23 protein-coding genes and 1 pseudogene are annotated in these 20,571 nt (G+C 62.6%); 8 read left to right on the top strand and 16 right to left on the bottom strand.

Going from position 1 to position 20,571, the window contains the following annotated elements:
- Positions 1–354: 354 nt before the first annotated feature.
- Positions 355–1,404, top strand: coding sequence for a PAS domain S-box protein (locus tag EV664_RS05820; protein ID WP_133494702.1), 1,050 nt, complete (start codon positions 355–357; stop codon positions 1,402–1,404).
- A gap of 28 nt (positions 1,405–1,432) precedes the next feature.
- On the opposite strand, the gene EV664_RS05815 is transcribed toward EV664_RS05820, so the two are convergent.
- The 4 genes from EV664_RS05815 to EV664_RS05800 are packed head-to-tail and all read right to left on the bottom strand — an operon-like array spanning position 1,433 to position 3,827.
- Positions 1,433–2,293 carry a trypsin-like peptidase domain-containing protein gene (locus tag EV664_RS05815; protein WP_229668076.1) on the bottom strand — a complete coding sequence of 287 codons (861 nt, stop codon included), beginning with the start codon at positions 2,291–2,293 and terminating at the stop codon, positions 1,433–1,435.
- A complete protein-coding gene (locus EV664_RS05810; protein WP_133494701.1) occupies positions 2,290–2,535 on the bottom strand; it encodes a hypothetical protein in 246 nt (81 codons plus the stop codon). Before EV664_RS05810 ends, EV664_RS05815 begins: the two co-directional genes overlap by 4 nt.
- Positions 2,532–3,173 carry an HdeD family acid-resistance protein gene (locus EV664_RS05805; RefSeq protein ID WP_133494700.1) on the bottom strand — a complete coding sequence of 214 codons (642 nt, stop codon included), beginning with the start codon at positions 3,171–3,173 and terminating at the stop codon, positions 2,532–2,534. Before EV664_RS05805 ends, EV664_RS05810 begins: the two co-directional genes overlap by 4 nt.
- Before the next feature lie 15 nt (positions 3,174–3,188).
- Positions 3,189–3,827, bottom strand: a complete 639-nt coding sequence (locus EV664_RS05800) for a Bax inhibitor-1/YccA family protein (RefSeq protein WP_133494778.1) — start codon at positions 3,825–3,827, stop codon at positions 3,189–3,191.
- Between the two features lie 457 nt (positions 3,828–4,284).
- Between EV664_RS05800 and EV664_RS05795 the strand changes: the two genes are divergently transcribed.
- The 4 genes and pseudogenes from EV664_RS05795 to EV664_RS05780 all read left to right on the top strand — a co-directional run bounded on the left by EV664_RS05795 (position 4,285) and on the right by EV664_RS05780 (position 6,424).
- Positions 4,285–4,764: an Hsp20 family protein gene (locus EV664_RS05795; protein ID WP_133494777.1), complete on the top strand. Its 480-nt coding sequence runs from the start codon at positions 4,285–4,287 to the stop codon at positions 4,762–4,764.
- 74 nt (positions 4,765–4,838) lie between these two features.
- On the top strand, positions 4,839–5,354 hold the full coding sequence (locus EV664_RS05790) for an Hsp20/alpha crystallin family protein (RefSeq protein ID WP_133494699.1): 516 nt from the start codon (positions 4,839–4,841) through the stop codon (positions 5,352–5,354).
- A pseudogene (locus EV664_RS19715) lies at positions 5,311–5,616 on the top strand (ETC complex I subunit); the annotation flags it as partial. The gene EV664_RS05790 and the pseudogene EV664_RS19715, both read left to right, overlap by 44 nt.
- Positions 5,617–5,674: 58 nt before the next feature.
- Positions 5,675–6,424, top strand: a complete 750-nt coding sequence (locus EV664_RS05780; protein WP_229668133.1) for a hypothetical protein — start codon at positions 5,675–5,677, stop codon at positions 6,422–6,424.
- 43 nt (positions 6,425–6,467) lie between these two features.
- On the opposite strand, the gene EV664_RS05775 is transcribed toward EV664_RS05780, so the two are convergent.
- The 3 genes from EV664_RS05775 to EV664_RS05765 form a co-directional block, all read right to left on the bottom strand.
- The gene (locus tag EV664_RS05775; RefSeq protein WP_244923124.1) at positions 6,468–6,764 is read right to left on the bottom strand and encodes a hypothetical protein; all 297 of its coding nucleotides are present in this window, start codon (positions 6,762–6,764) and stop codon (positions 6,468–6,470) included.
- A gap of 74 nt (positions 6,765–6,838) precedes the next feature.
- Entirely contained in the window at positions 6,839–7,108 is a 270-nt protein-coding gene (locus tag EV664_RS05770; RefSeq protein WP_133494696.1) for an usg protein, read from the bottom strand.
- The gene (locus EV664_RS05765; RefSeq protein WP_133494695.1) at positions 7,105–7,341 is read right to left on the bottom strand and encodes a hypothetical protein; all 237 of its coding nucleotides are present in this window, start codon (positions 7,339–7,341) and stop codon (positions 7,105–7,107) included. Before EV664_RS05765 ends, EV664_RS05770 begins: the two co-directional genes overlap by 4 nt.
- A 263-nt stretch (positions 7,342–7,604) precedes the next feature.
- Between EV664_RS05765 and groES the strand changes: the two genes are divergently transcribed.
- Genes groES through EV664_RS05750 form a run of 3 tightly spaced genes read left to right on the top strand, consistent with a single transcriptional unit; the run spans position 7,605 to position 10,745 of the window.
- Positions 7,605–7,919, top strand: coding sequence for a co-chaperone GroES (gene groES / locus EV664_RS05760; protein ID WP_133494694.1), 315 nt, complete (start codon positions 7,605–7,607; stop codon positions 7,917–7,919).
- 55 nt (positions 7,920–7,974) lie between these two features.
- On the top strand, positions 7,975–9,594 hold the full coding sequence (gene groL, locus EV664_RS05755; protein WP_133494693.1) for a chaperonin GroEL: 1,620 nt from the start codon (positions 7,975–7,977) through the stop codon (positions 9,592–9,594).
- 53 nt (positions 9,595–9,647) lie between these two features.
- On the top strand, positions 9,648–10,745 hold the full coding sequence (locus EV664_RS05750; RefSeq protein ID WP_244923123.1) for a calcium:cation antiporter: 1,098 nt from the start codon (positions 9,648–9,650) through the stop codon (positions 10,743–10,745).
- A gap of 391 nt (positions 10,746–11,136) precedes the next feature.
- On the opposite strand, the gene EV664_RS05745 is transcribed toward EV664_RS05750, so the two are convergent.
- From EV664_RS05745 to EV664_RS05700, 9 genes are all read right to left on the bottom strand, one after another.
- Complete coding sequence (locus tag EV664_RS05745) at positions 11,137–11,571, bottom strand: very short patch repair endonuclease (protein ID WP_133494692.1); 435 nt, start codon at positions 11,569–11,571, stop codon at positions 11,137–11,139.
- The gene (locus EV664_RS05740; RefSeq protein ID WP_133494691.1) at positions 11,543–13,543 is read right to left on the bottom strand and encodes a BbrUII/HgiDII family restriction enzyme; all 2,001 of its coding nucleotides are present in this window, start codon (positions 13,541–13,543) and stop codon (positions 11,543–11,545) included. The genes EV664_RS05745 and EV664_RS05740 overlap by 29 nt, the downstream gene beginning before the upstream one ends.
- Complete coding sequence (locus EV664_RS05735) at positions 13,540–14,601, bottom strand: DNA cytosine methyltransferase (protein ID WP_133494690.1); 1,062 nt, start codon at positions 14,599–14,601, stop codon at positions 13,540–13,542. Before EV664_RS05735 ends, EV664_RS05740 begins: the two co-directional genes overlap by 4 nt.
- A complete protein-coding gene (locus EV664_RS05730; protein WP_133494689.1) occupies positions 14,598–14,786 on the bottom strand; it encodes a hypothetical protein in 189 nt (62 codons plus the stop codon). Before EV664_RS05730 ends, EV664_RS05735 begins: the two co-directional genes overlap by 4 nt.
- A gap of 330 nt (positions 14,787–15,116) precedes the next feature.
- On the bottom strand, positions 15,117–15,866 hold the full coding sequence (locus EV664_RS05725; RefSeq protein ID WP_133494688.1) for an SDR family oxidoreductase: 750 nt from the start codon (positions 15,864–15,866) through the stop codon (positions 15,117–15,119).
- A 161-nt stretch (positions 15,867–16,027) separates the two neighbouring features.
- Positions 16,028–16,939, bottom strand: a complete 912-nt coding sequence (locus tag EV664_RS05720) for an SDR family oxidoreductase (protein WP_133494687.1) — start codon at positions 16,937–16,939, stop codon at positions 16,028–16,030.
- Between the two features lie 10 nt (positions 16,940–16,949).
- Complete coding sequence (locus tag EV664_RS05715; protein WP_229668079.1) at positions 16,950–17,645, bottom strand: MipA/OmpV family protein; 696 nt, start codon at positions 17,643–17,645, stop codon at positions 16,950–16,952.
- 408 nt (positions 17,646–18,053) lie between these two features.
- Complete coding sequence (locus EV664_RS05705; RefSeq protein ID WP_133494684.1) at positions 18,054–19,175, bottom strand: SDR family oxidoreductase; 1,122 nt, start codon at positions 19,173–19,175, stop codon at positions 18,054–18,056.
- A 37-nt stretch (positions 19,176–19,212) separates the two neighbouring features.
- Positions 19,213–20,538, bottom strand: a complete 1,326-nt coding sequence (locus tag EV664_RS05700; RefSeq protein ID WP_133494683.1) for an MFS transporter — start codon at positions 20,536–20,538, stop codon at positions 19,213–19,215.
- Positions 20,539–20,571 lie beyond the last annotated feature (33 nt).

Below are 20,571 nucleotides of genomic sequence, written 5' to 3'. Positions count from 1 at the left end.
CGATCCGCGGCGGGGACTGAAGTTCGTATCTCATCGCCAACGCCTGGTCCTGCAAAGTTACTACACCGCGCGAGGCATGCGACTGCCGGGCGGCAGCCACCACAGCGGCACAGGTAATCGGGTGGTTGTTTGACTACCATGCTTTTGTTACGTTTGGCGCGTCGACTCTTGGTGGCACTTCAGACTCTGCGGCTTCGGAGCGGGTCAAAAACTCCCAAAACCGGTCCGATCTGGCCAGGCATCGCTCTAGGGGCGTCGCTGGCGCAGTGTTCGAAGGCGGCAGCGCCAAACCCGCGCTGATCTTGGCCGCGAACGCCCTGGAAACGACCACTCTTCGAGTGAGTGGAAAAGAGGATGAGTGACCTTGGTGAAAGCCACGTGCGATCTGGCGCGATGCCCGGCCTGCCTTATGAGCGGCGCGGCGCAAGGGACGAGATCGCGCAGCGCCTGGCCGCGATCGTCGAGTCCTCCGACGATGCCATTCTGACGAAAGATCTGGATGGAACCGTCACGAGCTGGAACAGAGGGGCGGAACTGCTGTTCGGCTATCGCGCCGCCGAGATCATCGGAAAGCCGGTCATGCTGCTCCTGCCGGACGATCGGCAGGACGAGGAGGCGCCAATCCTGGCGCGGCTGCGCCGGGGCGAGCGCGTCCGTCATTATGAAACGGTCAGGCGCCGCAAGGACGGGAGTCTAGTGGAAATCTCGCTCAGCGTGTCACCGCTACGCGCTGCGAACGGCAGAGTTATCGGCGCCTCCACGATCGCGCGCGACATCACGGAGCGCAAGCAAGCCGAGGAGCGGCAACGCTTGTTGCTGCGCGAGATGGATCATCGAATGAAGAACTTGTTCGCGCTTGCCGCAAGCGTCGTCGGCATGAGCGTGCGCGATGCTGCAAGCCCACAGGAACTGGCCTCCATCGTCCAGCAGCGTTTGAGCGCGCTGGCGCGTGCGCACGCCCTCACCATGCCGGGAGAATCCGTTGCTGGCAGCAACGATCCGGTGCGGCTTCACACCTTGCTTCAAACGCTTCTAGCACCCTACGAAAGTGCAGGCGGAGGCGGTGACCGGCTGAGGATCATCGGCGATGACATGATCTTGCCTGGAACCGCGATGACCACGATCGCGCTCATCCTTCACGAGCTCGCCACCAATGCCGCGAAATACGGCGCGTTGTCGTCGCCGTCGGGCACCGTCACAGTCGAATGCGTCGCGAAAACAGATAGGCTCACCCTGACGTGGCAAGAACGCGGGGGGCCACCGAGCGACCAGCCCGGGGAAGATGGGTTTGGCAGCTTGCTTGGGCGTCTCGCCAGCGGTCAGCTTGGCGGCACTATCGAGCGCGAGTGGCGGCCAGAAGGACTGCGGGTAAACCTGACGGTCCTGCGCGATCGCCTAACGTGAGATTCTTCGCGCAGCTGGACTTCCTGACCTAAGACCCGCTTCCACTGGGCAAGCGCACACCGGATATTTGCTCGACGACCTGGCGCGCGGCGCGCGATGGCACGGCCAGGCCGATGCCGACATTGCCGCCATTGGGGCCGATGATCGCGCTGTTCACACCGACAGCCTCGCCGCGCATGTTGATCAAGGGGCCGCCCGAGTTCCCTGGATTGATCGGTGCATCGGTCTGGATGTAGCGAACACCGCCGTCGGGCGAGCCGCGCAGCCCGCTGACGATCCCCGCCGTGACGGTCTGACCCACTTCGAACGGATTGCCGATGGCGACAACATAATCACCTACCTGTGTCCGGTTAGAGTCACCGAGCGGAAGCTGTTTCAATCCGCGAGCGGCAATGCGCAGCACGGCGATGTCGGTGCGCGGATCGCTGCCGAGAAACTCGGCTTCGACCTGCCGATCACCAATGCCAACGGCAATGGCACGGGCGTTCTCGACGACATGGTGGTTGGTGACAACCAGACCGCGCGCGGCATCGACCACGAACCCGGAGCCCGCCGAGATCCGCGGCGCAAGCGCCTCGTCGGGCACGCCGAGGAAGAAGCGATAATAAGGATCGCGCAGCAGCGGGTTCTGCGCATAGGGCGACGCTTGCAGCACCGCGATGTTCACCACAGCGGGCGCGACACGCTCGACCAGCGGTGCGACGGTCAGCCGATTAAGCGGGACGGCGTCGACGGAGACCCGTGTGTTTTCCGGCGCAGTTATCGTTCCACGGTCGGAGTTGAGCCAGACCACCCCCGCGCCGCCGGCCACGCCCGAGGCGAGGCCGATCGCCACCAGCAAGGCCAACCAGCCGCGCGGCGGATGCGGGCCCAGGTCGCGTGGGCTCACGGGCGGCCATCCTCCCACTCAAGCGGGTCTGCGACCGCTGTGTCGGCGGTTTCGATGATCTCGCACAGTCGAGACACGATCGGGGACATCGGGCGCGGCGACGCCGGGAAGTCCAGCGCATCGCCGCGAACCCGTGCGACGGCCTCGATCAGATCCGCCCGATCACCGCCGGCCTCCAATATCTCGACGACAAAGCGGTCCTCCAGCGATCCGGCGATCGCGATCACGTCTTCGCGCGTCATACCGTCTGTCCTTTCGGCTCTTTCCGCCGCTGGCGGAGCCTCAACCCGAATCCGATCAGCACCACACCGGCGATGACAGCGTAGATGGCGATCACCCATGCGACCGACAGGATCGTGGCGGGTGGATTCACATAGAGCGCCACCGGCACCGCGAGCCCGAGCAATATCGAGAGCACACCCGACAGCCCGAGCAGCCACTCGCCTTCGATCTCCTTGCGCAGGGGGATCGTGGCGGCGATCTCCAACAGGCCGGTGAGGATGGCCCACGCGCTCAGTATGCCAAGCGTCGCCAGAGCATAGCTGATCGTCGCCACAAAGGGCACGGCCACGAACAAGGCCGCGACCGCGATGCCGATGATGCCGCGCACGATCAGCGCCCACCAGCGCTCTTCCTTGTGGGTCGCGCCGCGCACGCCCGCGATCGTCGAGAGCAGGCCATCGGCACCGGCATAGGCGGCGAACACCATGGTGAAGGCGAACAGCGCACTCAACGGAAACAGGAATGCGACGGTGCCCAGGATCAGGGCGAGAACGCCGCGGACCACAAACCATCCCCAGTTGCGGCTGAGCAGCGGAGCGCCGGTGCGGGCCTCGCTGCCCGCACCGGCATCGGAAAACGTAGCCGATATACTCGTCATCGCTTCGCCTCCCCGTTATTCCTCGCGCTGCCCGAACAGGCTCAGCAGCAGCTGGAACAGATTGATGAGGTTGAGATAGAGCGACAGCGCGCCCATCACCGCCAGCTTGTCCGCGCGCTCGGACCCGGCATAGGCCAGATACTCGCTCTTCAGGCGCTGGGTGTCCCAGGCGGTGAGCCCCGTGAACACCAGCACGCCGGCGATCGAGAAGACGAGCTGGAGCGTCGAGGAGCCGACGAACAGGTTGACGATGCTGGCGATGACCACGCCGATCAGGCCGACCATCAGGAACGTGGACCAGCGGGACAGGTCGACGTTGGTCGTATAGCCCCACAGGCTCATGCCTGCGAACACCGCCGCCGCGCTGAAGAAGGCGAGCGCGATGCTGGTCCCGGTGAAGACGAGGAAGATGCTCGCCATCGATACGCCCATTACGCCCGCGAAGGCATAGAAGGCTGCGCGCGCCTGGGCTGTCGTCATCCGCTCGACGCGGAAGGAGAAGAACAGCACGAACGCCAGCGGCGCGAAGATCGCCACCCATTTGAGCGGCGTGCCGAAGATCGGCTGATACAGCACGGGTGTGCTTGCGATCAGCAGCGCGACAAGCGCCGTGATGCCGAGGCCCAGCGCCATGTTGCGATAGACGCCGAGCATGTGCCGGCGAAGGCCTTCGTCATAGATGGCTGCGCCGCTAGCGCGCGCCGGTGAAGGCGGCGGATAGGTAATTGGGTCAAAATTTCTATTCATGCCTCACTCCATTGCTTTCAGGTCAATGAGGCACTCGGTGGCTTCGATACGAAGCCCATACGATCCTGCACCGAGCGCGCTCGATGCGGTCCGACATCACGGCGGCTGAACAGCCGCCGTCAGAGGGGCCCGGTCCGCGAGCGGAAATCTTGTATTCGCCTCCGGAATTTCAACCCTCCGGAGGCGGTGCGGGCGATCAAATTACCGTGTATGAACAAGGGGCTCGACCCCCTCTTGAAAGCCCGTGACAGGCTCCTAACTTTTTGTCGCCGGACGCTGGAAACCGGGTCCGGTTGGACATTGAGAGCGTCGGCTCTCTCCGGCGCATCTCATGCCCAGATTGCTTCATAAGGAGGATTTGGAGATGAGAACTGCTTTTGACTTTGCGCCCTACAGGCGCTCCACGGTCGGCTTCGACCGTCTGTTCGATCTGCTTGAAACCGGCATGCGCGGGGACGGCGTGGACGGCTATCCCCCCTTCGATATCGAACGGCAGGGCGAGGACAGCTACCGCATCACGCTCGCGGTCGCCGGCTTCCGCCCCGACGAGATCGAGGTGGTGGCCCAGCAGAACCAGCTCACCGTCACCGGCAAGCGTGCCGAGGACAAGGACGAGGGGCAGTATCTGCACCGCGGCATCGCGGCGCGTCCATTCGAACGGCGTTTCCAGCTTGCCGACTTCGTCGAGGTTCGCTCGGCCGGCTTCGACAATGGCCTGCTCAGGATCGATCTGCAGAAGATCGTTCCCGAGGCGATGAAGCCGCGCAAGATCGAGATCAGCGGCAGCACGCCTGCCAATGATCGTATCGAGGCGCCGAAGGACGAGAATCGTCAGGCCGCCTGAGCACGACCGCTTGGCTCGCCGTCCAGTGGCGGCGAGCCATCCCCCAACTCTCTAGCCAGAAAGGAGATGATATCATGGCTATTCGTGATCTGATTCCCTGGAGCCGGCAGGAGAACCGGCTCCCTGTTCCGGTCAGCGCCGAGCGCGATCGGGGCGATCATCCGTTGCTGTCGCTTCACCGCGAGGTGAACCGGCTGTTCGACGACGTGTTCCGCGGCTTCGGCGTGCCGGCGCTCGGCGGCTTCGACCGCAACCTATCCTGGCCCAACCTCGAGCTCGGCGAGACCGACAAGGAAATCCGCGTCACGGCGGAACTGCCGGGCCTCGACGAGAAGGACGTGGAGATTACCGTCGAAGACGGTGCGCTGACGCTGCGCGGTGAAAAGCGTTCCGAGGTCGAAGACAAGGATCGTGGCTATACCGAGCGCAGTTACGGCCGCTTTGAACGGCGTATCGGCCTGCCCAAGGGTGTCGATCGCGACCAGGCGAACGCGACGTTCAAAAACGGCGTACTCACCGTCACCCTGCCGAAGACGGAGGCAGCGAATGAAAATGTCCGCCGCATCCCCGTCAATGGCAAGGCAGCGTGAAGGCTTGGCCCGGAACCTCGGTTCCGGGCCATTCGCCAACGACAATCACGCCGGACCATGCGCGTCGAGCGCGCTGCCCCTTGATGCCCGGGCCATGATCGAACCAGTGCCGCTTGCGACCAACCAGGGCGGGCGGGGCCAGCGCGGACAGTGGCGAGTTCGTTTCGCGCCGCGCTGGCGGCCCGTGGCGGATCCGCTGACCGGGTGGACCGGCGGCGGCGATCCGCTCGAGACGATCGAGCTGTGCTTCCCTGACCTCGAGGCGGCAGCGAACTATTGCCGGCGGCAAGGATTGGATTTCTCGGTCCAGGGAGAACGGCATGGCCAGCGCCCGCTTCACGCTCGCCTGCCGGGGGAGCCCGCGCCAGTGCTGTGCTGCTGGCCGACAGGTCCGCATGCGCGTTGCTGCGGTGCCTATCCGATCGCTGCGGCAGAGCTTGATTGTCATCCAAGGTCGAGTCTGGCCGGATAGCTTTTCTCAACCACCAACCAGCAAGAAAGGACGAATGATGCGAAAAATCCTTCGTACAGCCGTCTTGGCCGGCGCGGCGGCAATCGCCACCGCAGGGACGGCTATGGCGGCCGCAAATGACAACAAGGTCATCACCGTCGACCTCCCCGACGGCTCGCTTGCCCGGATTGAGTACCAGGGCGATGTCGCGCCCGAGGTCACCGTCCAGCGGGCAACGAGGTTGGTGCCGGTCCGGCTTTCCGATCCGGCGATGGCCGCGCCGTTCCTACTATTCGACCGGATTGCCGCCGACATGGATCGGCAGATGGATGCGATGTTTCGCCAGGCGCGGATGCTGGAAGCCGCAGCGGCCAGAGGCGTAACGCTGGACCGGGCTGCGTTCGGCAACTTACCGTCAGGAACCGTGAGCTATCGCTTCGTCTCGACCAGCACCGGAAACGGCATTTGCCGCCGAAGCGTCCAGGTGACCTCGCTCGGGACGGACCAGCAGCCAAAGGTCGTTTCGCGCAGCTCCGATGACTGCGACCCACCGGCACGCGGGCCGGTTCGAGCCCTAGCCGATCATGGCAAGCCGGCATCACCAGCAAATACCGTTTGAGCGATGGCCCGGGAGGAGCAATCACTCCCGGGCCTTCCTGGTTTCACCTGCGCTGTCGATGCGATGCCCGATCCAGCGCGGCGAGAACGCGGTCAATCACGCCGGCGCTGCTGGCCGCCTTAGGAAGCTCGCGGCGGGCGAAGTGCTGCAGCCGATCGACGTCGCGCTGCGGCAGGCTGAGTTTGATCGGCATGGCTCCGAGACGATCGGGCGCGTGTCCCTGCGCGGCCTTGCCTGAGCGCAGGAAATGATCGAGCAGCCGCTTGCGATCGGCAAAACTCCAGCCGAGCTCTTCCAGATCCTCCGGCGGCACCGACAGCAGCGCGAGCGCGAATTCCATGATATCGTCGAACGGCAAGGCAATATGGACGCGGCGGCCGCCACGCTCGCGCCACCTTCGCAGCGGCCCTCTCGTCATTGCAGCCTGATAACCCCATCAACGGCGCGCCATTCCGTGGGACGGATCAGTTGGTCGTGCGCGATCTGCACCGAGTGCAGCGCCGCCTCGATCTCGCGCCGCCAATGGTCGAGGAAGTCGAACAGCACCGGGAAGTCGGGCGCGAGGTCATATTCCTGCCAGACGAAGAGCTGCAACAGCGATGGCGCGTCAGGCCGGTAGTAGTGGACCTCCGCGGTCGTCAGCCCGTAGCCCTGCAGCTGCGCGAGGAAAGCGCGATCGCTCATTGGAGCTGGCTTCTCGAATCGCGATTCTCGTCGAGCGCGCGCATGGCGGCAAGCACGTCATCGATCGGTACGGCGCGGTTCGCGCCCGGCGGCTTGCGAAGCGCCGGCTGATCCCGCACCGCAGACCGGTCGGATGCCCAGGATGCGAGAATGGCGCGCTTCACTTCCGGTTCCAGGTCCGGGTGGCGCGCGACATCGAAGGGATGAAGAAAACGCGCGTAGGGCTGCGACATGGCCAACACTCCTTTCCTTTGTCGCTCTTTCCAAGACCGCGGCGGTCGATGCGCGGCGCCCACAAATTTTGGTTCTGCAACCACAAGCGTCAAGGGCTTCTTAGGGGAACAGAGTGGTCCGTAGCACCAGCGGCTTGGCACTCAGTGTCTGCGAGTGCCAAAAATCCCTTGAACGAGAAAATCGCCTTTATTAAGTTTGCAAACCTGGCGTTCGGAGGAACGTCGGGATTGTCACATCATGTTTTGCATCTGGAGGTTTTGCCATGCATTTCCGCCCCTTGCACGACCGTGTGGTCGTCCGCCGCATCGAAGCCGAGGAGAAGACTTCGGGCGGCATCATCATCCCGGACACGGCTAAGGAAAAGCCGCAGGAAGGCGAGGTCGTCGCCGTCGGGCCGGGTGCCCGCGACGACAACGGCACGCTTGTCGAGCTGTCCGTGAAGGCCGGCGACCGGATCCTGTTCGGCAAATGGTCGGGCACCGAGGTCAAGATCGACGGCGAGGATCTGCTCATCATGAAGGAGAGCGATATCCTCGGCGTGATCGACAACGTCGTGCCGCTCAAGCAGGCGGCCTAATCGACCACCCTTATCCCTCGAACACTCAGGAAGGACATAGAAAGGAGTAGCAGCGATGGCTGCAAAGGAAGTCAAGTTTGCCTCGGACGCCCGTGATCGCATGCTGCGCGGCGTGGATACGCTCGCGAACGCGGTCAAGGTGACGCTCGGTCCCAAGGGCCGCAACGTCGTTATCGAGAAGAGCTTCGGCGCTCCGCGCATCACCAAGGACGGCGTGACCGTCGCCAAGGAAATCGAGCTCGCCGACAAGTTCGAAAATATGGGCGCGCAGATGCTGCGCGAGGTCGCCAGCAAGCAGAACGACAAGGCCGGCGACGGCACCACGACTGCCACCGTTCTCGCCCAGGCGATCGTGCGCGAAGGCTCCAAGGCGGTTGCCGCCGGCATGAACCCGATGGACATCAAGCGCGGCATCGATCTTGCCGTCAACACCGTGGTGGCCGACCTCGAAGCCCATGCGCGAAAGGTGAGCGCCAACAGCGAGATCGCGCAGGTCGCGACGATCTCGGCCAATGGCGACGAAGAGGTCGGCCGCATCCTCGCCGAAGCGATGGAGAAGGTCGGCAACGAGGGGGTGATCACGGTCGAGGAGGCCAAGAGCCTCGCGACCGAGCTCGAGACGGTCGAAGGCATGCAGTTCGACCGTGGCTATCTCTCGCCCTACTTCATCACCAATGCCGAGAAGCTCAAGGTGGAACTGGATGATCCCTACATGCTGATCCACGAGAAGAAGCTGTCGAATCTGCAGGCGCTGGTGCCGCTGCTCGAAAAGGTCGTCCAGTCGGGTCGGCCGCTGCTGATCATCGCCGAGGATGTCGAGGGCGAGGCGCTGGCGACACTGGTCGTCAACAAGCTTCGTGGCGGCCTCAAGATCGCTGCGGTCAAGGCGCCAGGTTTCGGCGATCGCCGCAAGGCGATGCTCGAGGATATCGCCATCCTCACCGGCGGCAATGTCGTCAGCGAGGAACTTGGCACCAAGCTCGAGAACGTCACGATCGACATGCTCGGCCGCGCCAAGAAGGTCACGATCGACAAGGACAACACGACGATCATCGACGGCCTCGGCACCAAGGCCGACATCGACGGCCGCGTCGCGCAGATCCGCCAGCAGATCGAGACGACCACCTCCGACTATGACCGCGAGAAGCTGCATGAGCGGCTGGCCAAGCTCGCCGGCGGCGTGGCCGTGATCCGCGTCGGCGGTGCGACCGAAGTCGAGGTCAAGGAGAAGAAGGACCGGGTCGACGATGCGCTGCACGCGACGCGCGCCGCGGTCGAGGAAGGCATCCTGCCCGGTGGCGGCGTCCCGCTGCTGCGCGCGCTCAAGGCGCTCGACGGGCTTAAGGCGGCCAACGACGACCAGCAGTCGGGCATCGACATCGTCCGCCGCGCACTGCGTGCGCCGGCGCGGCAGATCGCCGAGAATGCCGGTGAAGACGGGGCCTGGATCGTCGGCAAGCTGCTCGAAGCCGAGGATTATAACTGGGGCTTCAACGCGGCCACCGGCGAGTATCAGGATCTTGTCCAGGCTGGCGTGATCGACCCGGCCAAGGTCGTGCGTACCGCGCTCCAGGATGCGGCTTCGGTCGCCTCGCTCCTCATCACCACCGAGGCCCTCGTCGCCGAAGTGCCGAAGGAGGAGAAAGCCGCACCGATGCCGGCGATGGACTATTGATGTGAGACGGGGAGCCCGGTTCTCGGGCTCCCCATTTTTCCGGACATTTGGCAGTGCGCGCCGCAAACCAGACAGTCCGCGTCGTGTTGCCGCACTGGCCGCGCTGGGTGCCTGCCGTCGGGCTTGCGTCCCTTCTGCTTCGACCGCTCAGCTATGGAAGCGCCGGCTTGGTCGCGGCGAGCGCTATTCTCGTCGGCTGTATCCTGGCAGCCGTGCATCATGCCGAGGTCGTCGCCCATAGAGTCGGCGAGCCCTTTGGCACGCTGATCCTTGCCGTCGCGGTCACGATCATCGAAGCCTCGCTCATTCTCTCGATGATGCTGAGCGGTGCGGCGAATCCGACGCTGCCGCGCGACACCGTGTTCGCCGCGATCATGCTCATCCTAAACGGCCTAGTCGGCGCCTGCCTGCTGGTCGGCGGCGTGCGGCACCGCGAGCAGCACTTCGTTCTGGAAGGTGTCAATGCAGCCCTGTGTGTGCTGGCGGCAATGGCAACATTGGTATTGGTTTTGCCAAGCGTCGCGGCGACTCCGACCGCGCCGGCCTATTCAGCGGCACACTTGGTGTTTATCGCGCTTGTCTCTTCAACGCTCTATGCCACCTTCATATTCGTACAGACCATTCGTCATCGCGACTATTTCCTGCCCGAGGGCTCGGGCGACCTAAAGGCGGAGGCGCATGCGATCCCGCCGACTACGCGCCAAGCGGCATATTCCTTCGGACTCCTTCTCCTCGCGCTGGGCAGCGTGGTCCTTTTGGCCAAGAGTTTATCTCACCCGATCGAGGAAGCGGTGGCCGCTGTCGCACTCCCACGCGGGTTTGTGGGCATCGTGATAGCGGCGTTGGTACTTGCGCCGGAAGGCCTGGCCGCGCTTCAGGCCGCGCGGCGCAACCGCCTTCAGACGAGCCTCAACCTTGCCCTAGGCTCAGCGCTGGCAACGATTGGTCTCACCATCCCCACGGTCGCCGCCGCGGCCCTGATCATGCGCTGGCCGCTCTCACTCGGCCTCGATCAGACGGGGATCACGCTCCTCGCCGTGTCTCTGATGGTCGCCATGCTATCCTTTGGGACAGGCAGGACGACGATCCTACAAGGCGCAGTCCATCTCGTCCTGCTCGCGGCCTATATTTTCAGGACAATCGTCGCCTAGGGTGTGCGGAATTTTCCGTAGCCGGAGGACGGTGAGCATGCGGGTGGGTTACATCATTGCCTTGGCCAGGCCGAATGTCGGTTATCTTCGCCGGGGTAACTTGCTCTTCCAAGCTGCCCGGGTCGCCACCGTTAAGGCTGAGCGTAGCTGCTGCGGCTGAGAAGTATGAAGCGTCGGCAAATGGCGGCTGACGGCGATATGGCGGGCCACGCCCGATGAAGATGAGCACTACGTCTACGCTGTAGCGCTATGATTGCGCCGCCGTACTACGTCATATTCTGCCGATTAGAACCCCCGGTCGAAACTGCCTCTTCGCCGGGTCAATTCCGTGGCGACAATGCCTGTCACTCAGCACCGAGAAGAACCCTTGTGTTGACCGATGCCGTCCAGCCTATCGTGGGACGAACGCGCTTTGCAGCTTTTCCGTGAGCGTCTCGATCGACCGGGTTTCGCATTCCCAAACCGTCAATACACGCCAGCCAGCATCGACGAGCGCTTGCTCCTTATCTACATCTCTCTGAACATTGCGGTCGAATTTCTCGCTCCAAAATTCGACGCGCGTCTTCGGCATGGTTGCCTTGCCGCAACCGGGATGGCGGTGCCAGAAACAGCCGTGAACGAAGATCGCCGTCTTATGCTTCGGCAATACGATATCAGGAGTGCCCGGCAATCCACGACGCTGGAGTCTGAAACGAAGTCCAAGCCCATGCAGAAGCTTGCGAACGACCAATTCCGGCCCGGTGTGCGCTCGTCGGACCGAACGCATGATGCGACTTCGGGTCGGATCGACCGGATCGTCAAGGTTTGGCGGGCGGCGTGAAGTCATCGATCGCTTCGAAAACGCCCCACAGCTTGTCTACCTTGATATGTTCCTCGAGATAATCCGCGTACGCGCTTTCAGCGTTAGTCAGAAGCTCGTCGTAAAACACGATCCGAGCGTCGACCGTCTTCAGCGTCTCCGCAACTCCCGTTGGACCGGTTCCGCTGGCGTCGCTCCACTCCGGCGGAGGCTTGCCTAACAGGCAGATGATCTCGATCGGCCAATTCTTGTAGGTCGTCTTTTCGAGAATCTTCTTCGCACCGTCCCTGTAGGTGCGAATTTGCCGGGCGAGTTCGTCGACAGGCGTCGCGACCGACGCTCGCTTAAGCTCGACGATGACGTGTTTGCCCCCCGTCGTTCGATAGCCGATATCGATCCTGCCTGTTTTGGCTTTCCCTGTCAGCTTCGCCGTATTGTCATTGAGGAACTTCTGAACGAGCGTTTCCGCGTGCTCGCTACCCTTCGCGCGTTCCCAAGCTGGATCGAGCAGCCAAAGATGGTCGAATATATAATCTCGAAGAACGAGTTCTTTGTCGTTCTTCTTGAGTTTGTCCTGAAGCGTCCGAATCACGCCGATCCGCAGCTTCACGATCTGCCCGTAATAACTGAGTTCGAGATCATCTATGTTTTTAAATATCTCTAGTACGTGCTCAATGCTTTCGTCCTTGAGGCCGTCGAGACGATCGAGTTCCTCTTTGCGACGGTAGCTTTCGAAAGCTAGGATTGAAGCCTTTAGAAGCTCCTTCCTGTCGCCTTCGTCGTTCGATCGGATCGTGTTCAACCGCCCGATCCAACGCTCCGCTTTCTTTTTGGTGTCGCCTTTCAATTGTCCGAGCCAATCGGAGACGGCCGGTACGGTGGCGGCCACCTTCGCTCCGTCTGAACGACGCCATTCGCTCCAACGACCCGCGATATTGCGAAGTTCAGCTAGCACGATGGCACGCAATGCCTCGAAGCGCGGATCATCCTGCTTGAGCGATTGACGACTGCTGGTGGCGATATCGCCTTCGTCGTCGAGATCGAGCTGTTCGCAGTGCAACTCACCGATGAGGTAATCGGCGTAGATTTCTTTCTGGCCGAACTCGTCGAGAATGTCTTCCTGCGCCATCTTACCGCGCATGAAGACGGCCAGGCGATTGAGATTATCCCCGTCTTCGTCTTTCAGTTGATCGGGTTTTGAGACCGTGCCGATCCAACCTGTGAGTGATAAGCCCGCCTTCGCGAGCGCCGCCTTTACCGCCGCCGATCGGTCGTCGGCCGGTCGATCCAGGTTCTTACAGAGCTTCGCGAAATCCTTCTGATCGCCGTAAGTCCAAAGGTATTGCAGGGCATGGTGATAAGCTCTGTCTTCCGGGCCGATCGCGCTGCCGTTGACGGTGACGCTAAAGCCGTTTTTCGGCCCGATCACCGCAAAACGGCGGGCGACCCGCCGCTTCAATCCTTCAACGGTCATGCCGGAAAGCGATTTCGAGATTTTCGATAACACGATCCGCGTGCCGGCCTTCAGGTCTTTCGGCCAATCGGTGAGTTCGTCAGGCTTATAGCTGTTTTGGCCGGTCCCTGCGATCGCTTTGCGGATCACGTCGCGGTCCATGCGAAAGGCGGTCTTTTGGCCGTCGACGATCGTAAAGACTTCCGCCACCTGCGCGATCGAGAAAATCGAGAGCTTCCCGATGCCCTTGCGCCCCATCGGACTACGGCCTTTGGCGGTCTTGCTCCCGAGCTTGTCGCGCCGCTTGAATCCGACCGTCAGAAAGCGGTCGATCACGCCGTCGCGGTCCATTCCCGTCCCGTCATCCTCAATCGTTATGGTCTCCGCAGCCTTGTCGATCGTGACCGTCACGGTTTCCGCATCGGCATCCCAAGCGTTGGCCACGATTTCCGACAGAACGGCCGGGATGTTGCTGTAGAGGTTGATCCCCAAATGCTCCAAGGCATTGAGGCTGATCGTCATCACGAGTTCGCGCGGACCACTCATTGCACGGTCTCCAGATGCGCTTTGACCGCGCGTGCGATCGCGCTGGCCAGGTGGACGGGCACCGCGTTGCCGATGAGCCTTCCGATTCGTTTGAAATGGATCGCTTCTCCAGGCCGGGCGAATTGATACTCGCGCGGAAAACCTTGGAGCAATGCTCCCTCACGGAGGGTCAGTGCCCGGTTTTGCTCGGGGTGTCCGAACCGGCCATTGCCGAACCCGTAGAATTGCGTCGTGATCGTCGGCGACGGCGCAGTCCAACTCATGCGGCCGTAAACGGACGAATACCCTTTGCCGGATTCCACCTTGTGGCAGTCGGCAACAAGATCGTCATCCCAATCACGCCAAGTGCCGCCGGGTTTGGCCGAAGCGATGCGGCGCGCGTTCGTCTCGGAAAGGCGACTGGCGCGATGAAGCGGGTCGTCATCGTCGACTTCGCCGTGCGCCAACGAAGGCAGCGCCCCGATCTCTTCGCGGACGGTGCGGTGATTTTCGGCATCATGCGTCGGCGTCGGCAACGATATCGGGCCGAGCCGCGACGCGAGTAGCACCAATCGCGAGCGGGTCTGCGCTAGTCCGAAATCCGGTCCGTAAAGCACGTCCCAAACGACGTGATAGTCCGACGCCCGCAACTTCGCTACGAAGGCGTTGAACACGGCCCCGCCCCGGAAAGCGAGCAGACGCGGGACGTTCTCCATCGAAACGACGTCGGGCAACGACGCCTCAATGATGTCCCCGAAAGCGTGTAGCAGCTTCCAGTTCGGGTCTTCGTTCTTCTGGTTATACGTCGAAAACGGCTGACAGGGCGCGCAACCGACGAGCACGCGCTTTGCCCCCGGAAGGAAGAGGGCGTCGATCTCCTTCGCCGTCAGATTTGCGACGTCCTTGCGCAAGAACGGCGCACCGTTGTTTTGCTCGTATGGAAAACGACACGCCTCGTCGATATCGATGCCGGCCGCCAGCTTGAACTCTTCTTTCCTGAAACCGTGTGAGAGCCCACCCGCACCGCAGAAGAGGTCGATGACGGACGCGTTGACGGCAGGGGAATTTGCCTCGTTCATCGTATCGCCGCCTTGCGGCGGTCGACAAGATCGCCATCCGAAACGGCGATGCCGCGACCTTTCAGCGCCTTCAGGATAAAGGTGCGAACCGTTTCGTCCCGCTCCAAGGCAGAGCGGTGGATTTCCTTTTTCAGTTCCGGTGACACTTTGATTTGCACCGTTTTTTCATCGGGCGACTTCGCCATGACACCCCTCCGCATGGACAATATGAGGAGAGGCATAAATCAGTATGTCCATACTTCCAACTCATAAAGTGGCTGTGGGCCATAGTGAGTATTTGAGCGCTTCGCCAGCGAACGGACCGTTCTGGAGCGCTATTGATGACGAGGTTGGGGAGCCCTCGGTTGGCTCGCTATCGTGCGGCGGCGTAGCAGTTGCGGTGTTTGAGGATGCGAAGGCGGCGCACGGCGGCAATCGGCGGCATGGCGGGCCGCGACCGACGATGATGAGCACTATGTCTGCGCTATAGCGCTACGATAGCCGACGGGGCGCCAAGCGACGTGGTCGATTGGCGCTCAGCCTGCCTGAGTCATCCATTCCTCGGCATCCTTGCCAGCTGCAATCCTAAAAGGTGCCGTTGGGTCGGTAGCCGCTTGCCAGACCGCATTTGCAACGTCGGCCGCGTGCGTCACCGGGCGATCGCTCATTCGGAACTGCGCCATCATGCTTTCGATCAGCGGCGCATAGTCGGGATTATCAAGGCCACGCAGGTGCGGCATCGCATTGACCGCAAAGCTCGTCTCAGGTGAAGCTCCGGGCAGTATGATGTGCACCCGCACACCGAACGGCTCGACTTCGATCGCTAAGGATTCGGTGAGCGCGTTAACGGCTGCCTTGCTAGCCCGGTAAATGCCCACTAGCGGCAAGATTCTTAGCGTTACCGACGAGGTGACGTTGATGATGATGCCCGCCCGGCGTTCACGAAACTGCGGCAGCACCGCCTGGAGCATCGCCAACGTGCCGAGCGTGTTGGTTTCGAACAAGGTGCGAGCCGTTTCGGGGTTGATCAATTCGATCGGCGCCACGGTTCCGAACCCGGCATTGTTGACGAGGACATCGATCGATCCGGCAGCATCGACGGCACTAATGATGCTCGCGCTGTCAGTGACGTCGAGGGGCAGTATCTGCAGATTGTCGGAGGCCGGGAGCAGGTCGGCATTCGGGCTTCTCATCGTCGCCACCACCTTCCAGTCTCGATCGAGAAACAGGCGGGCAGTTTCGAGGCCGAAGCCCGAGGAGCAACCGGTGATCAGAATTGTGGGCATGATAATGTCTCGGATTATGTTGATGGTACGGCGGAGATGGATGTGCTGGGCAGGGTTTTATTTTGGCGAGAGTATCGAATTCTTCCTGCGAAAGTCCGTGCATGTCGGTTGATCCGGTGGCAAAATCGCGACACTTCCTCCGCATCACCTGCCGCTGATACTCAGATGGCCCTTCCGACCAGATGCTCTGAAATCTCCCACAGTTGTTCGGCAATCTCGACGTCCAGCGCCTGCGGAGGAATCTTGGACGCGGCCGGATAGCCCCGCGTTTCCCCAAGCCTGTCCGGGCCGTAATAAGCGCCACCACGCGCCTGCTGTGACGTCGCAGCAAAGAGCGTGGGTAACGCGCCTTGTGCCGCGGGCTGGAACATGAACCAGAGCAATGATCGTGCGATCCCTACGCCGCTCCAGCGACCGGGCGCATTGTGCAGGAGGTCGGTTCGCGAAATGCCCGGATGCGCAGCGATGCTGGTGATGCCCCAACCGCCCGCTTCGCTTCGCCGCTGCAACGAGAAGGCGAACATGAGGCAAGCGAGCTTCGACTGGCCGTAAGATCGCATGGGGTTGTAGCTGTGGCGCGCGTTCAGATCATCGAAGTCGATCGCACCCTGTCGGGCGGCAACGCTCGACAGCGAAACGATACGCGCGTTCTTCCCGTTGCGCAGCAGCGGCATCAGGCCAGCCGTCAACGCGAAGTGACCAAGATAATTGGTGGCAAGCTGTAGCTCGAACCCGTCCACGGTCTCCTGGCGTTGCGGCGGCACCATCACGGCGGCGTTGTTGATGAGCAGATCGAGGCTGTCGCGCTGGCCCCGCAGCCGGTCACAAAAATCCGCCACCGACCGGAGGTTTGCAAGGTCGACCTGCTCGAAGCGGGCGGCCGCCGAGGGAACTTCGGCGCGGATGCGTTTCACCGCCTCCGCGCCCTTTCCGGGGTTGCGGCCGGCGATGATGACCTCTGCTCCCGCCCGCGCCAGAGCCAGGGCATCTTCAAGCCCAAGCCCGCCGGTCCCCGTCACGATGGCCGCACGCCCCTTTTGGGAGGGTATGTCCGATGCTGTCCATTTTGCCATATCGCTCTCCTCAGAACCGATACGACAGCGCGATACCGCCTGCCGGCTGCCAACGACGGCCCTCGTCGGTGACTGGGCTGGCGGCGGCATCGCCGACAAGATAGCTCGCGCGCGCACGGGCGATCACGCCGAAGCGGCGGCTGAACCAATAGCCTGCGGTCAGGCCCGCGCCCACGTCCTTGAAGCCCGAGCCAGTCCGATAGGCCGGCAACCCACTGGCGACCGCGGCGGTATCGTCGATGCCGAAATAAGTGCGCGTATAGTCCGCGTTCGCCCAGGTCGTTTGTGCGTCGAGCGAGAGGAAAAAGTCGGGCGTGCGTACCGCCGCGTAGCTTGCGCTCGCGGTGGCGAGCAGGCCGTCATGCGTATTCGAAACGTCATGGACCAGCGACAGCTCCATCTGAATCGAGCCTTGGCCATACTGGTCGCCGCCCAGCCGATATCCGATGAACCCGCCTGCCTCGATGGCCGTGTCGATTTCGGGCAGCAGACCGACCGCGCCGTCTGCGTCATTGCGCGGCAGGCGCGCGCCGATCACAGGGCCAATCGCGAACCGTGGGTCGGCAGCGAGATCGACCCGCAAACCCTGGCCGCGCAACTGAACCGTGGCTCGACCTATGCTCACCTCTCCCGTGACAAAGGGAAGCACGCGGACATCGTCGGCACCGTCAAATTCGGGAACGACACCTACGCCGACGGCAACCATGCCATGGGAGGATCCGTCTGCAGGCGCTTGCTGCGCATATGCTGACGTGCATGGCAAGATCATTCCGCAGGCAATTGTGATCGGGAGAAGAATACGCATCTTGGTTCCTTTCTTTGGATATCTGCGGCCACCAAAAGCGCCCCGTTACGGGAGACGTCATCCAGTGGCCGCGAGGTCGCCGGGGGCAGAGGGACGGGGGGCTCCCGGACCGACCTCAGTTCGTTCGAATGGATGGTGGCGCGTGCTTCAGAAGAAGCCGCTCGCGAATAGGAGCTTGCCGTTGATCCATTGCCTCGCCGGCACACGGCGCGGCGAAAGCACTGGTGAAGTCTTCCGGCCCGCCGATCCGTCCATAGGGCGTCATCCGCGGGGCCTGCCGACGAAGCGGCGCGGGAAGATGTTCCAGCATCAGGCCGTCCGACCAAATGTTACGCCACCAAGCTGCTCAACCGTGCCCCACAGCCTCGCCGCAGTTTTCTGGTCGTCGGCTTTTTCAGGAATCCCGGCCCAGCCGGGCAGGCCGCCCAGCCCCAGAAAGCCATTCGGTCCGTAATAGCCGCCGGCTACCGCTTGCGGCGACGTGGCCGCATACAGGGTCGGCAACGCGCCTTGAGCGGGCGGCTGGAAAAGGAAAGGCATATATCTGTGATTGCGCCCCTCCAGGCTGTCCGGGCCAGGACCGTCCGGGACCAGGTTGGTGCGAGCGATGCCGGGATGGGCTGCTATGGCCGAGATGCCCCAGCCTTCCGCCGCGCTGCGCCTCTGCATCTCGAAGGCGAGCATGAGGTTGGCGAGTTTGCTGTTGTCGTAAGCCGCGCCATAGTCGTAATCCTGAGCCAGTTGCAGGTCGGCGAAGTTGATCGCGCCCATGAGCGCGCGGCTGCTGGAGACCCAGACGATGCGCGGGGAATTGCCTTTGCGCAGCAGCGGCAGCAGTCGGGCGGTCAACGCAAAATGACCAAGCGTGTTCGTGGCAAAGACCCGTTCGAACCCGTCGGCGCTCACCTCGCGGCTTTTCCGTCCCATGACACCGGCGTTGTTGACGAGAATGTCCAGACTTCCTCGGGAAGCCCGCATCCGCTCCGCAAATTCGGCAACGGAAGCGAGGTTCGAAAGATCAAGGGCCTCGAAGCGGATCGAAGCGCCGGGAACGCTGGCCTTGATGCGCCGGACGGCTTCCTCGCCCCGTTCCTGCTTTCGGGATGCAATCGTCACATCCGCACCGGCGCGGGCGAGCTCAAGGGCGTCGTGGAAGCCCAGGCCACTTCGGTCGTCCACGGGATAGCCGTTGCCGCCCGTGACGAGTGCCGAACGCCCGCGCAATGAGGGGATGTCGGTTGCCGTCCAATCGGGGATTGTCGGCAATCCCTGCTGGCGCGGGGATAGTGCTGGCCTGTTCGCCATGGCCGCGATGCCGCCGCCTACAGCCGCGACACCGACGCTCGCCGCGCCATATCGAACAAATGCGCGGCGAGACAATCCCGATGCCTGGACTTTTGGAGCCCTGTTATCTTCCAGCGAGTCTGTCATTTGAAGAAGCCTTCCGAAAAACGCGGTTTGCGCGTTGTCAGCCGATGTCGATGTTGCGGAAGGACGCTGCGATACGCCGGCTGGCGACCAGTATGGCGACGCCCGTCAGGGCGCTCGCGGCCGGGACAGCCAGCATCCCGAGTGCAAGACCATTGGGAATTCCGGTCTCGGTCGCCGCATCGCTGATCATGCCGACGATCAATGGTCCGAATGCCGGGCCGAACAGGCCGGAGCCGATCATGACCAGACTCGTCGCCATCGCTTCCTTGCCCTTGCCGGCCACCAGATGCGCGGCGCCGAACCCCCAGGGCAGCATGAAAGCGAAGGACAGCATGGCCGGCACCAGCAATATGATCGAGAGCCAGGGGACAGGCACGAAAAGCGCGACCGTCGTCGTCACGCTGGCGATCAGGAAAAGAATGCCGGGCGGACCCAGCACTCGCCCGGTGCCCGATCGGGCCGCACGGTCGAACCACCGCCCACCAATCAATGTGCCGAAAATGCCCATCAGGCCCTGCAGCAGACCGAACGCGAGGCCGGCCTCGCTGGCGCTGTAGCCATGGGTCCGCATGAGAAAAGGAGCGGCGAAGGCATAGAAGGGAGCGGCCGCGAAGCCGCTGATCATCGCGCCGATGAAGAGCCAGCGAAATCCCAGGGAGGAAAGCAACCGAACGCTGGCGTGCAGGAACGGCTCGCCCGAGGTCGTGGCGGTTTTGCGCGGTGGGGTCGGGCCGACGATCACGAAGGCCAGCAAACCGATTATGCCGCCGAGCGCTCCGGCGCCGATCAGTACGGTGCGCCAGCCCAAAGTGTCGCTCATCGCGCCGCCAACGGCGAAACCGACCATAGTGCCGAGCGGGATGCCAAGCGCGAACAGACCGATCGCGAGACCGCGCCGTTCCGGCCTGATCTTGCGGGCGATGATCGCGTGACCGGCCGGGGTTCCTCCCGCCTCACCGAACGCGACGCCGAAGCGTGTGAAGGCCAGGACCATGAAGCTCGCGGCGACACCCCCGAGCGCCGTCATCGCGCTCCAGACCAATGTGCATGAAACTATAACGAGACGGGGTGAGCCCCTGTCGGATACCCGCGCAAGCGGCAAGGAAAGGAGCGTATAGCAGACCGCGAAAGCGATACCGGTAAGCAAGCCTATCTGGGCGTCGCTAAGAGAAAGCTCGGATTTTACCGCTTCCGCCATGATGAATGGCAGCATGCGATCGACTTGAGAGGTAAGACTTACCAGAAACAAAACAGCAAGAATTGCAACAACGCGCGGGCCGTCAATATACTCGCTCTCATCATCATGAATAACGGAGATATGGACTTCCGGCTTGCCGGTTGACGAGGCTGCGATTTCTGTCATGATAAGTGCATTCCTCGCTTGGCTGACGCTCTC

The sequence above is a fragment of the Stakelama pacifica genome, assembly GCF_004361835.1.
In the GTDB taxonomy this organism is placed as follows: Bacteria; Pseudomonadota; Alphaproteobacteria; order Sphingomonadales; family Sphingomonadaceae; genus Sphingomonas; species Sphingomonas pacifica.
The sequence above is the reverse complement of the archived record's forward strand: the minus strand, read 5'-3'. Positions and strand labels throughout refer to the sequence as shown.